Source organism: Sporosarcina quadrami (assembly GCF_014836615.1).
Lineage (GTDB): Bacteria > Bacillota > Bacilli > Bacillales_A > Planococcaceae > Sporosarcina > Sporosarcina quadrami.
The window spans coordinates 178,446-190,474 of sequence record NZ_JACSQN010000007.1; the positions used below are offsets into that span (position 1 = coordinate 178,446).

The window sequence follows — 12,029 nt, forward strand, 5'->3', positions numbered from 1 at the left end:
AGCTGTCAGTTTTTAATGAAACTGGATTGTTGAGAAATTGTTATTGGAACTCCTCCTGATCTGATCGATTCAGTCGCTGCACATCCGACTGCAACACTCATTCTGCCGGCAAAAGGTGTTGTCAGCGGTTGTTTGCCGCGGAGGATAAGTTCAATGAAGTCTTGTGCGATTTTCGGATCTGAACCACCATGCGTTCCATCTTCCGGTTTCATGTCGTATGTGACATCGCTGTATTCATTCCACGTGCCTGTCTTGCGTGTTTTCAAATACACTTTATCGTTGACATCATCATTTTCGATGCGTCCTTTTGTGCCGATGAATGTATAGTTCCGCTCGTAATCTGGTGTGAAATGACATTGTAAATACGATGCCTTCACGCCGCCTTCAAGCTCCATAATGAGCATATTATTGTCCTCGACATCGACTTCTTTGCGGAAAGCGCATTCCGTGAACGTGTGCGGAACGTATTCCGGACACTCGTTTTTAAGCGAACACTCGGGACAAGTAAGATCGTTCGGCATATCCCCTCCGAAGTAATCCAGTCCGCCGAAAGCAGAAACTTTCGTTGTATAACGACCTGTAATCCAATGGATGACATCGAGATCATGCGATCCTTTCTGCAGCAGAAGTGATGTCGTATTCTTACGCAGCGCATGCCAGTCATGATAATAGAAATACCCGCCGAATCCGACGAAGTGACGGACCCAAACCGCTTTCAAATCTCCGATTGCGCCGGAATCGATCAGCCCTTTCATCGTCTGGTACATGCTCATATAACGCATATTGAACCCCACCATCAGATGCTTGCCCGATTTCTCCCATGCGTCGATTATCCGGTCGCATCCTTCGACTGTGATGGCGAGCGGTTTCTCGGAATACACATGCTTGCCGGCTTCGAGTGCAGCGATCACATGCTCTTCATGCAAGTAATCCGGTGACAGGACAGCAATCGCGTCGATGTCATCACGTACAAGCAGATCTTTGTAATCCTTCGTCAGGAAGATCGGTGTTCCGATCTTTTCCTGATACTTCTGCTGACGTTCTTCTGAAATATCTGCGAGTGCTACGATTTCAGATTCACCTTCAGGCTTATGCCAATAAAGAGACAAACCGCCTCTTAGACCTGCTCCGATAACGCCGATTCTCACTTTTTTCATGTCTGCACCTCTTTTTTTAGTATGTATAAATGATTGTTGGATAGTTTTCCGTTATTCGGGAAAACGTTTTCCCTAATGGTTCACGTGAATAAATCACGGACTTTCATGTTGATTCGCGAATTAACAACGTTGAAGGGAGCAATGTTTTCAAATCCATCGTCTGTTCATCTGCAATTTGGTTCAGTAATGTTTTTGCTGCTACAACGCCCATTTCATATTGAGGTATTGAGATTGTCGTTAGTTGTGGTACGACATATTGAGCCATTTCATTGTTGTCGATTCCAACGAACGCAATGTCGCGGGGGATGTCCAAACCGTTCTCACGTGCAGATCTCATGGCAGCTATCGCCAATAAATCACCTGCGCAAAGAATCGCAGTCGGACGTTCGTTTTCAGGTTTGGCCAATAACTCTTTTGTTTTAACATACGCCTTATTCATACACCATCCAGAATCGATGACGAATGGTTCATGCAGGTCAAAACCAAATTCGGCCATCGCCATTTTGTAACCGCGAAACCGCTTTTCGAACCTCATCTCACCGTCAATTTCTCCACCAATGAAACCAATTTTACTATGTCCTCTGCTTGCCAAATGCTCAATCGCCTTGTAAGCAGCACCTTCACGGTCATAATCGACCGTTGAAATGGAATGATCGCTGTAATTGAAATCGACTCCGACGACAGGGACAAGTTTCTTCATTTCTTGTAGCAGCCCTTCTTCCACTCGGTCAATGAGCAGAATGCCTTCCACTTCTTTTTCTCTGATCAACCGATGAAAAACGGCTTCATCCTGCAAATCCGACATGCTGATCAGTTCAAGCGTATACCCCGCTTTCGCAAACGTTTCGCTAATTCCCATGAAGATTTTAGAGAAGTATGGATTTTCGTCCGCAAGCCTCGGACTCGCCAACCAAGCAATCCGATGGGTCCGTTTAATTGTACTGCTGGCTGAATTCACAAGCCGTCTCGCATGTTCGTTCGGTGTATAACCGAGTTCCTTCACGGCCGACCACACTCTCTTCTTAATATCCGCATCGACGTTTCGCGTCGGATCATTCTTGATGACACGCGAGACAGTCGTTACTGACACACCAACATGCTCCGCAATATCTTTCAACCTCACCATTTCATCACTCTTTTCTTGTAATCGTTTTCAATTCATCTTATTGGATTTATACGACGAAGACAAGATGAGAAAGTGAAAGAGGCTTTTTACCGACATCACGTTGTTAGGTTGTAGGTACAAGTTAACGGTAATAAAAAATGTTCTCTGAAAATCAGAACATTAATATAATATGAAGTATAAAGACTACTAAACTTGTTGTCAACATCTTTTTGAAAAATAGGTTGAAGGGATTAGGGCGTGCGCAATAGGCAGCGGCTGCCGATTAATATGTGGCGACAAGCGATCGACAACCGCTCAACATCGACCGATAACCGCTCAACATCGGTCAACAACCGCTCAACATCGACCGACAACCGCTCAACATCGGTCAACAACCGCTCAACATCGGTCAACAAACGCTCAACAACGACCGATAACCGCTCAACATCGGCTGATAACCGCTCAACATATTGTCCACTTAGTGATTGCGCGCCCGTAAAAGGTGGGAGTGCGCCCGTATAAGTCGGAAACTCGCCCGTAAAATGCGATCGCGCGCCCATAAGAGTCCGGGACCCGCCCATAAAGTGCAATCGCGCGCCCGTATAAGTCAGGAGCTCGCCCGTAAAGTGCAATCGCGCGCCCATAAGAGTCCGGGACCCGCCCATAAAGTGCGATTGCGCGCCCGTATAAGTCGGGAGCTCGCCCGTAAAGTGCAATCGTGCGCCCATAAAAGACATAATCCACACAAAAAAACGCCAACCCGTCTCATACATGGTTGACGTCCAGACAATCAAATCCCCACCGGCACTATATACATCCCGGCCTGCTCATCATGCTTCACGATGACATCCACACCATAAATCGCCTTAATCGATTCCGCTGTAATGATGTCATCCGGTGCTCCTTTAGCTGCAATCTTGCCGTCTTTCATCGCTATAATCGTATCGCTATAACGGATGGCTTGGTTAATATCATGCAATACCATGACGATTGAGATGCCATGCTGTTTATTCAACGAACGGACGAGGTCCAGCAATTCATATTGATAATAAATATCAAGATACGTCGTCGGTTCATCCAAAAACAGATACGGTGTCTGCTGCGTCAATGCCATCGCAATCCATACGCGCTGCAACTGGCCGCCAGATAGCTGATCGATCGGACTCTTCCGCTTATCCAGCAGATTTGTGCTCGCAAGTGCCCATTCGACCGCTTCCTCATCTTCTTTCGTCGACGAGGAAAATAAACTCTTGTAAGGGATCCGTCCATATGCCGTCAATTTCTCGACAGTCATATCAGACGGCGCATTGTTTTGCTGATGGACGACAGCCAGCCGTTTCGCCAATTCTTTCGGTTTGAAATCGGTCAATGCTTTCCCATCCAGCACAACTTCACCGCTCTGTGGATTATAGTGATTGGACAGAACGCCAAGTAACGTCGATTTTCCGCAGCCATTCGGCCCGATAATCGTTGTCACCTTCCCCGTTTCAATCGAACTGTCGATGCCGTGCAGAATCGTCGACTTCTTGTCATATGAAAACGTCACATCTTTAATATCCATAAATGCGATCACTCTTTCTCAACATGAATATGAGGAATGGACCTCCGATTACCGCCACGATAATTGAGGCTGGGATCTCGTTCGGTGCAATCAACACCCGTCCAAGCGTATCCGCAAGCAGTATGAGAAGTGCGCCTGCAAGTGCGGAAAACGGGATCAGCACTTTATGGTCATTGCCGACAAGCGTCCTGCCGATATGTGGGACGAGCAAACCGACAAACGCAAACATTCCCGCGATAGCTGTAGCGACTGACGCCAACAACACAGCAATCAATGCAATAACGAAACGCGCTAGATTAACATTGACGCCTAGGCTTTTAGCAGTCTTATCTTCAAGTGCTAAATAGTTGCACCATTTAAACACGAAAAATGACAGGACGATGCCGATGCTGCCATATAGAGCGATCACATGGACATCATCCCACTTCTTCATCGTCAAATTCGATGTCGTCACTTGACTCATCGACTGCGTCAATCCACCGCCACTGAACCCGATTGCCTGACTGAGCCCTGTGAATAATGCATTGATCGCGATACCGATCAGAATCATCCGTAACGGATCAAGTCCTGATTTCCACGACAGTGAATAGACGAGCAGGAACGCAATCGCTCCGCCGATAAACGCAAATAATGGAACAAAAAAGAATAACGTCGGGAAAAACGCGACAAGCACAATCGACATGAAACTTGCGCCTGCTGAAACCCCGATAATTCCAGGATCGGCGAGTGGATTACGCATGACCGCCTGCAACAGAACTCCCGCAACCGACAACGCTGCCCCTGCGACAACCGCAATCAAAATCCGCGGCAATCGCAAATCTTTAATGATTGCTACATTATCATCCGTTCCTGTTAACAATCCCCGGATCAGCTCAAACTGCGTCACTTGTATGCTTCCCGTGAGCGCCGATTGTACAAAAACGATAATGAGCAATGCAATGACAATTATGAAACTGAAAAACTTCTTATTCATCCAAGACATTTTGCTACCCGCCTTCATTGCTCGGGATAGAGCATCTTCTGCAGCTCAACCAGCGCTTCTGATGCCGCCAAGTTGCCCGTCGTTCCAAACAGCTGCTCCTCCAGATCATACACCCGACCATTTTTCACAGCATCGAAATGCTTCCAAATATCATTCCCACGAAACTCCTCATCGAACATCGCTACAACTTGTTCAGGCATGCCATGAGCGGCCCGCAAAATGACATCTGGTTCCGCCTGCTGCAAATACTCTGTATTGGACGATAAAAACTCGACATCCTCGCCCGTAATCACATTCACACCGCCGCTGCGCTTCACTAGATCTCCGATGTACGAATGTTCCGTTGCAACGAGATAGCTGCCCGGAATCCCCATCAGAATGAGCACTTTCGGTTGCTTCTTGCCTTTAATCGCTTCCGCAATCGAAGCAGACTTTTCCTCGAACTCAGCAATGATCGCTTCGGCCTGCTCCACTCTGTCGTACTTTTCCCCGATGCGCATGATTTCTGCGTGCATCGCGTCGATACTCTCGAGATCTGCATACGTCATATCGATGCCGCGGTCATCAAACATCTCTTGCAAGTCATATTTCAATGTCGTCACCGAATAGATTTCTGTCGGCTTCAACGCTAACAGTGTTTCCATATCGGGACTCATCGGGTTGCCGACTTCTTTCGCGTCTGTATAACGGTCAGGCAGATCTTTATAGCTTGAAGGGACACCGACAAGATCGATATCCAGTGCATCCATGATTTCAGTCAGCGCAACAGTCGTGGCGACAATGCGATCACCGTCTTTTTGGATGTCACCGATTCCGGTTGCGGCACTTTCGTCTTGGGAACAGGCAGCCAGCATCAGCAATAAAGCTATACCAGCCAGACCTAGGGCTTTTTTCATTTCAGACAACTCCTCATTACGCCTGCATTCACTTGCGAGCGCGTTTCTTTGAAGCGAAGAACGCCGCAAGACCAGCAATCAGTGCGATTAGGACAACTGCTAGAGTGATGAATAATCCCATGTTTGAACTTTCATCTTTGTCGCTGTCCACTTCACCCACAGCCGATTCCTCGATTGTCGGTTCTTCATCCACTTCCACTTCTTCTTCAATCTCCGAGTCAGCCGGATCTTCTTCAACTGTGGCGTCATCCTCGGCTTCCGTACTGTCCGTTTCCGTCTTTCCGGAATCGGCTTTCTCATCTTCCTCTTTTTCAGAAACGGCTTTCTCTTCCTTCTCGACTACCAGACCTTTATCTTCCGTCTTCGAAACTTCTTCCTTTTTATCGGAAGGCTTGGATTCCGGTTTAGCCTCTGGTTTTGTCTGCGGCTTGCTCTCTGGCTTCGTTTCAGGTTTTGCTTGTGGCTTCGTTTCAGGCTTCACTTCAGGCTTTGTGACCGGTTTTGCAGGTGGTTTCTCCTCTTTCGCAGGAGGCGTCACGACCGGCTTCTCTGGTGCTGGAATGGAAGCTGTATTGAATTTAAAGCGGATATCATATTCATTATCATAATTAAAGCCTGGTATGCCCGTTACGATAATATGGATTTTAGCATTGACGAGTTGATTCAGATCCGCCACATCGAACTTAACGACACGTTTATCAGAACCTGTATTCTCACTAATGACCTGTACATCTCGGCCATTCACTTTGAAATATTGCCACCAGGAACTGTTGTTCAACGTTACAGTCACAGTCGCTTTATCATTTTGTATATGCACTTTCGCGGGACTTACCATATAATCGGCAGTCGTTGATACTTCATTGCCTTTATCTTTAAGCACCGTGAACGGAACCGTGTACTCCCCATCCGCAAAAGTCGTCGCCGCAGAAGCTTGCATCGGTACCGTTGCGATAATGGAAAACGCGAGCAGGAATGCGATCATCACCGAAAAACTTTTTTTCGTATTCATCGTAGACTCCTTCAGTTATATACACACAACGCCGGCTGTCACTTGGATCAGTGACGCCGGCAATGGAGTGTGTAATTATTTAATTGCTTCTAACATGTTGTAAACCATCTTCATCGCATGCGCGCGAGTTGCGCCCATTTTCGGTTCGAACATTTTCTTGCCTTTGACTTCATTGCCGTCAATGATGCCTAGACCTGCAGCCAATGCTACAGATTCTTTCGCGTAGTCATTGATGTGCGCTTCGTCAGCGAATACGATATCCGATTTTACGTTTTCAAGAACTGTTGCATCTTTATATTCGATTGCGCGGATAATCATTGTCGCCATCTGCTGACGCGTAATTTCTGCGTTCGGATTGAATTTACCATTGTCCCCGTTGATGATGCCTGCACGGTGTGCTGCTTCAACTTCCTGGACGATGTTCGTCATTTCTTTTGATACGTCAGAGAATGTTCCTTCCGCATCTTGCTTCGGAAGATCCAATGCACGTGCGATGACCAATGCAAATTGGCTTCTCGTCATTTTATCGTTCGGTGCAAATGTATCTGCAGTCTTCCCTTTGACGAATCCTTTTGAAGCAAGTGCTTCGATATATGGCTTCGCCCATGTGTTATTAATATCCTTGAAAGTTACTGGAACTTCGATTTCTTCTTCTGGCTCTTCAGTTGGTTCTTCTTCAGTCACTACAGGCTTCATGCTGTCTTGGTCAAGAACTAGACGGGCTTTGTAGTGGCCTGTGTGGTTTGCTTGAGCAACAAAAACGGTAAAGCTCATATCAACTGTAGTTGCAAGATCTGCAACTTCGAATGAAACAATGCGGCTGTTTGCTGCTTCATCAACACTCACGACTGTTGCATCAACAAATTCGCCGTCTTTCTTCACTTGTACTTCAGTAATCTGCTCGTTATTCGTCAACTTCAATGAAACTGTTTTCTTACCGTCTTTCACAGAGACCATTGCAGGTGTTTCCATATATCTCATCATGGAAGAATCCTTCTCTTCCTCTTCATGCAATACTTTATAACCGATTGTATACTCGCCATCTTCTACAGAAACTTCAGGTGTTTCCGGTTTCTCTGTTTCCGGTTTTTCTGTTTCAGGCTTATCAGTTTCAGGCTTTCCAGTTGGAACGTTACTGCTATCGATGACGAATCGCAGGTCATACACGTGATCGTATGGTGGCATACCTGGGATTCCAGTAACGATAATATGTGCTTTAACATTTACAGGCTTCGTGTAATCCTTTAATTCAAACTTTACAACTCTTGAATCTTTGTCTTCGCTAACGACTGTCGTATCGACGAAATCTTTACCGTCTTGTACTTTCAATGACTGCCAGAACTGGCTTTGAAGAAGTGTGACATAAGCAAACGCCTTACCGTCTTCAATTTTCACTGTCAACGGACTCTTCAAATAATCGCCTGCAGTAGATTTTTCATCAACATCTTGCTTCCACACTTTAAAAGGCATTTCATAAGCATGCTCTTTTTGCCCCTCCGTCTCAGCAGCTGATGAAGGTAATGCTGGTAACGCTGTAAATACTAATAGAATTGCTGTTAAAAACACCATAAGATTTTTCTTCATTCGTCTCTTCTCCTCTTAAGTTCTATTCTTTTTCTTGGATCGCGTCATAATGACAGCTGCCCCAATGAGCACAGCCGCAATCATCGCCAACACAATATATAGGGTATTGCCTGTAGTACCTGTAGTGGAAGACTCGATCCATCCCGCTTCATCAGAAGTGGCAGAATCCAAGTCGACATTGATACGGACCGTATACGCATGATCATATACCGGTTCCATCTCTTCGATGAGGACATGCATTTTCATCGGGAAAGGTTCTGCAGCATCGTTTTCCAATGTAAACTGAACGATACGCGTATCAGCTTCTTCATCTTCACTGACGACGTCAACATCTTTGAACTGATCGCCATTTCGAGATTGTAGCTCCTTCACCCATGTGCTATGGTTGACAGTAAATTGCATGTAACGTTTATCACCATCAACTTTCAACAATGCCGGCTTCTCAAAGTAGTCATTGCCGATCGAAACCGAATCGCGATCCCCTTGCAATAACTCGTAATTGACAGAGTAAATTCCGTCAGACAATTGCTTAGCGAGAGCCTTAGGCAATTGAATAATACTTGACAAGCCTATGATAAAAACGGTGCACAATAGAACTGGAAACCACTTTCTAATCATGTCAACTTACCTCCTCACATGCATAACCCTTCCATAAATCTAACAAATGAGAACGATTATCATTTAATCCTCTTCTATAATAACTGATAGATTGAAATTTTAATAGCCTTAAACGTAGCAGTCACAAAAAGTTCATAAAGGTGTGGGCGTTGCGTGGCAAAACACATCTTTTGATTCATTTCCAACATTAAAAAGACAGGTGAGGGATAACCTCTCTCCTGCCTTTTTAGGGTGTCGATTATTCTGTTAAATTTCACGTTCCGCATGACGGCGTTTAGCTGATTCTGCGTAAGCAGGCGAACGGAAATGCAATACAGGATCATCAGAACATTCTAGTCCATCTACAATCACGGTTGGATCGAAAATACTTTTTTCTGCTGAATCTTCTCGTATCTGTTGCAACGTTAGCACGCCTGCATCTACTAACTCCCGTTCTTTCGGCCATTTAACACTAGAGTCGTTAACGTCGTCTCCTGCTTCCGCCAATTGAACGACAAGGCGGAACTGAACACTTCCCTGTTCCAATCTATGTACCAGTTCCGATTCAAGATCTTTCTTTGATGAAGAATCCATTTTTTCTAACGCCTCTTCAACAGGTACCCACCTAAATCTCACCGCATGCTTATTCATGTGGCTGTCGACTAAATAATACGCATGCAATGCATAATACGTTTCTTCTGCGAAACTCGATACCGGTTTCAACGACTTTAGCAAATCAGGAATTGTTGCAAATTCAGGCGATTTCCTAAACACTTCAAACCTTTCCATTAAAGAAAGCTGAGATTCTTTAGACATCATTTGTAATAGCCTGACAAAGTCTTCCGGAGTTTTCGTAATGAAAACAGGTATATTCGCCATCGTCAAATTTGTGTGTTTTTCAAAAGGTAATTGAAACCTGACGGACATCCCTTTAATCGGCATGAGCGCTTCGTTTAATTCTGGATTCGGAGAACTGTGTGAAAAACGGACGATCGCTGGCACTGCTTCCGCCTGCAGATGATCCGCAGTCGTATATGAGGAAAGCGCTCCGTTTGGCTGAAAGACTGCATCAAATGCGATTCCTTTTGCATGCGCCCTTCTGAAACCAGGAAACTTTCCCGCTAACTTTTCAATCGTGTCGACTGCCATAATAGGTGTAATGTCGAGATCATTATCGATTGTCATAAAACTCACCTCTTTTATTTTTACTCTATATGTATAAAGAAGATACCCTATTGCCACGAGTTCTAAAACTCTTATATAGGAAGAGATCTTTTCTATTTAAAAAACTGCCAGCCGATTTCTCGGCTGACGGCATGCATTATTTTTTCCGGTTGGACGTCTGGCTTTTATCATGATTCGTTTTATTATTCTTGTTTTTCACTTTCGCATCGAACTCTGTCGAAAATTCTTCGTTTTGATTGTCATACGGATTATTATTGTTGCTGTTGCTCGCATCTTTGTCTTTGTTTTGGTACGTATCAAATGGATTATGCGTTCGTTCATTCATCGTTTGTTTACTGTTTTTATTCCCCATGGATCTTCACCTCCTACTTCCTAGCATGCACAGAAATGTCGCGATTATAGAAGGAAGGAAGCAATTCCACGAAAGAAGTGATCTTTCCTTCGTTTTTCAACGTTAGCTATGTAGACCGTTCGTAAGTAAGGTTATGTTCAGTCCTATGGTATTCTAATAGAAACATCTAAAAAGGAGAATCCTATGACTGTTCTGGATGATACAATCCTCTACGAAAAAACGGCCATGCAAGATCGTGCTGCTTTTGAAACATTATACGACCGGTATGAAAAGCTCGTTTATTCATTCGCGTTCCGGCTTACGAATGACCGCACCATTGCTGAAGAAGTGACACAAGATGTATTCTTGAAACTGTGGAACGGTGCAGCTTCTTATACAGATGAAAAAGGTAAATTCTCCTCTTGGCTATTAACGATGACACGCAACAAAGCGATAGACGAAATTCGCCGGCTGAAGCGACATGATCACGAAGAGATGATTGAAAAAGATTCGCTTATCGAGCAGCCAGGATCCACAGAAGCGCAAGTCGAGTGGAATGAAAAGCGGAGTGATGTACATACAGCCATCCGTGAGTTAAAAGCTGAGCAGCAGGAAATTATCGAGCTCTTCTATTTCAAAGGATTGAGCCAACAAAAAATCGCAGATCACTGCAAGTTGCCGCTAGGAACGGTGAAAGGCAGGATCCGATTAGCACTGAAACATTTAAAAGGATTAATTGGACAGGAAGGAGGCGTTTCGAATGATTGAACAATGCCATCAACTCATAGATTATTTCAATAGAACGTTATCACAAGAAGAACAACAACAATTTGAAAACCATTTGACGGACTGCCCTTCCTGTCAGGAAGAATTACTGGAACTGCAATTGTTGACAGAAGACCTGCCTTATTTATCTGAAGAGATTGACGTGCCAAGCGATATGAAATCACGCATTTTTGCAACCATCGATGAACTTGCAACGCCCGTAAATTCTCCGGAAACAATCGTGCCGACTCCTTTAGAAACCTCGGAGCGTCCGAAACAGAAACGGTTCAATTTCGCAATTCCGTCTCTTGCAGCTGCGTTATTTGCATCGATCGTCACAAATGCTTATTTATTGAATGAAACCAATAAAGAACCGGAAATTGCAATGAGCGATGTCGAATTGATCGCCCAAACAACGTTGGCATCGACAGTCGATGATGAAAATGCCACTGCAGTCGCGATGCTTCTATCCAACAAAGGTGAGGAACTATTAATCGTCGATTCAACGAACTTGCCTGCTCTAGCAGATGGTGAACTGTATCAAGTATGGGTCATTGAAGGTGAGAAACCATACCCTGCCGGCGTGCTGGATTCCACTAAAGGTTCCGTTAGTCACTCTTTGAAAGACTTGACCGGTAAATGGGATACAATTGCGATTACGATTGAAAAAGAACCTGATTTACCTGCTCCCGAAGGCTCACTTGTACTAGCAGGAGGCATTTAATTCAAAAAACAAAAGTCCATTGAACCTTAGTATGACAAGGTTCAATGGACTTTCTTCATTTCTCCGAAAACTTTTTTCAATAAATAGTGATCCATTCTACAACTCCTTCCGTTAGCTATATACAAAACCGAAA

The 12,029-nt window shown here is 44.7% G+C and carries 13 protein-coding genes; 2 read left to right on the forward strand and 11 right to left on the reverse strand.

Annotated elements, in window-relative coordinates; all coding sequences use genetic code 11:
• Nucleotides 1–5: 5 nt before the first annotated feature.
• From H9649_RS09610 to H9649_RS09660, 11 genes are all read right to left on the reverse strand, one after another.
• Nucleotides 6–1,157, reverse strand: a complete 1,152-nt coding sequence (locus H9649_RS09610) for a Gfo/Idh/MocA family protein (protein ID WP_191694526.1) — start codon at nucleotides 1,155–1,157, stop codon at nucleotides 6–8.
• A gap of 103 nt (nucleotides 1,158–1,260) precedes the next feature.
• Nucleotides 1,261–2,283, reverse strand: coding sequence for a LacI family DNA-binding transcriptional regulator (locus H9649_RS09615; RefSeq protein ID WP_191694527.1), 1,023 nt, complete (start codon nucleotides 2,281–2,283; stop codon nucleotides 1,261–1,263).
• Nucleotides 2,284–2,513: 230 nt separating this feature from the next.
• Nucleotides 2,514–3,035 (reverse strand): hypothetical protein, encoded by a 522-nt coding sequence (locus H9649_RS09620; RefSeq protein WP_191694528.1) that lies wholly within the window; start codon nucleotides 3,033–3,035, stop codon nucleotides 2,514–2,516.
• 17 nt (nucleotides 3,036–3,052) lie between these two features.
• Nucleotides 3,053–3,823: an ABC transporter ATP-binding protein gene (locus H9649_RS09625; protein WP_191694529.1), complete on the reverse strand. Its 771-nt coding sequence runs from the start codon at nucleotides 3,821–3,823 to the stop codon at nucleotides 3,053–3,055.
• The gene (locus H9649_RS09630; protein WP_191694580.1) at nucleotides 3,813–4,796 is read right to left on the reverse strand and encodes a FecCD family ABC transporter permease; all 984 of its coding nucleotides are present in this window, start codon (nucleotides 4,794–4,796) and stop codon (nucleotides 3,813–3,815) included. The genes H9649_RS09625 and H9649_RS09630 overlap by 11 nt, the downstream gene beginning before the upstream one ends.
• Nucleotides 4,797–4,819: 23 nt before the next feature.
• Nucleotides 4,820–5,701 (reverse strand): heme ABC transporter substrate-binding protein IsdE, encoded by an 882-nt coding sequence (gene isdE, locus H9649_RS09635; RefSeq protein ID WP_191694530.1) that lies wholly within the window; start codon nucleotides 5,699–5,701, stop codon nucleotides 4,820–4,822.
• 28 nt (nucleotides 5,702–5,729) lie between these two features.
• Complete coding sequence (locus H9649_RS09640; protein WP_191694531.1) at nucleotides 5,730–6,710, reverse strand: NEAT domain-containing protein; 981 nt, start codon at nucleotides 6,708–6,710, stop codon at nucleotides 5,730–5,732.
• Between the two features lie 75 nt (nucleotides 6,711–6,785).
• The gene (locus H9649_RS09645) at nucleotides 6,786–8,294 is read right to left on the reverse strand and encodes an NEAT domain-containing protein (RefSeq protein WP_191694532.1); all 1,509 of its coding nucleotides are present in this window, start codon (nucleotides 8,292–8,294) and stop codon (nucleotides 6,786–6,788) included.
• 15 nt (nucleotides 8,295–8,309) lie between these two features.
• Nucleotides 8,310–8,912 (reverse strand): NEAT domain-containing protein, encoded by a 603-nt coding sequence (locus tag H9649_RS09650; protein ID WP_191694533.1) that lies wholly within the window; start codon nucleotides 8,910–8,912, stop codon nucleotides 8,310–8,312.
• 246 nt (nucleotides 8,913–9,158) lie between these two features.
• Nucleotides 9,159–10,076 carry a catalase family peroxidase gene (locus tag H9649_RS09655; RefSeq protein WP_191694534.1) on the reverse strand — a complete coding sequence of 306 codons (918 nt, stop codon included), beginning with the start codon at nucleotides 10,074–10,076 and terminating at the stop codon, nucleotides 9,159–9,161.
• A gap of 136 nt (nucleotides 10,077–10,212) precedes the next feature.
• Nucleotides 10,213–10,428 carry a hypothetical protein gene (locus tag H9649_RS09660; protein ID WP_191694535.1) on the reverse strand — a complete coding sequence of 72 codons (216 nt, stop codon included), beginning with the start codon at nucleotides 10,426–10,428 and terminating at the stop codon, nucleotides 10,213–10,215.
• Nucleotides 10,429–10,611: 183 nt separating this feature from the next.
• On the opposite strand from H9649_RS09660, the gene H9649_RS09665 reads away from it, so the two are divergent.
• Both H9649_RS09665 and H9649_RS09670 read left to right on the forward strand, forming a co-directional pair.
• On the forward strand, nucleotides 10,612–11,175 hold the full coding sequence (locus H9649_RS09665; protein WP_191694536.1) for an RNA polymerase sigma factor: 564 nt from the start codon (nucleotides 10,612–10,614) through the stop codon (nucleotides 11,173–11,175).
• Nucleotides 11,168–11,896 (forward strand): anti-sigma factor, encoded by a 729-nt coding sequence (locus H9649_RS09670; protein WP_191694537.1) that lies wholly within the window; start codon nucleotides 11,168–11,170, stop codon nucleotides 11,894–11,896. Before H9649_RS09665 ends, H9649_RS09670 begins: the two co-directional genes overlap by 8 nt.
• Nucleotides 11,897–12,029 lie beyond the last annotated feature (133 nt).

Bases quoted from the DNA above. Each gene is read 5' to 3' on its own strand.
- H9649_RS09660 (WP_191694535.1), bottom strand. From the start codon at position 10,428: ATGGGGAATAAAAACAGTAAACAAACGATGAATGAACGAACGCATAAT.
- H9649_RS09665 (WP_191694536.1), top strand. From the start codon at position 10,612: ATGACTGTTCTGGATGATACAATCCTCTACGAAAAAACGGCCATGCAA.
- isdE (WP_191694530.1), bottom strand. From the start codon at position 5,701: ATGAAAAAAGCCCTAGGTCTGGCTGGTATAGCTTTATTGCTGATGCTG.
- H9649_RS09620 (WP_191694528.1), bottom strand. From the start codon at position 3,035: ATGTATGAGACGGGTTGGCGTTTTTTTGTGTGGATTATGTCTTTTATG.
- H9649_RS09610 (WP_191694526.1), bottom strand. From the start codon at position 1,157: ATGAAAAAAGTGAGAATCGGCGTTATCGGAGCAGGTCTAAGAGGCGGT.
- H9649_RS09650 (WP_191694533.1), bottom strand. From the start codon at position 8,912: ATGATTAGAAAGTGGTTTCCAGTTCTATTGTGCACCGTTTTTATCATA.
- H9649_RS09655 (WP_191694534.1), bottom strand. From the start codon at position 10,076: ATGACAATCGATAATGATCTCGACATTACACCTATTATGGCAGTCGAC.
- H9649_RS09615 (WP_191694527.1), bottom strand. From the start codon at position 2,283: ATGGTGAGGTTGAAAGATATTGCGGAGCATGTTGGTGTGTCAGTAACG.
- H9649_RS09645 (WP_191694532.1), bottom strand. From the start codon at position 8,294: ATGAAGAAAAATCTTATGGTGTTTTTAACAGCAATTCTATTAGTATTT.
- H9649_RS09640 (WP_191694531.1), bottom strand. From the start codon at position 6,710: ATGAATACGAAAAAAAGTTTTTCGGTGATGATCGCATTCCTGCTCGCG.
- H9649_RS09630 (WP_191694580.1), bottom strand. From the start codon at position 4,796: ATGAATAAGAAGTTTTTCAGTTTCATAATTGTCATTGCATTGCTCATT.
- H9649_RS09670 (WP_191694537.1), top strand. From the start codon at position 11,168: ATGATTGAACAATGCCATCAACTCATAGATTATTTCAATAGAACGTTA.
- H9649_RS09625 (WP_191694529.1), bottom strand. From the start codon at position 3,823: ATGGATATTAAAGATGTGACGTTTTCATATGACAAGAAGTCGACGATT.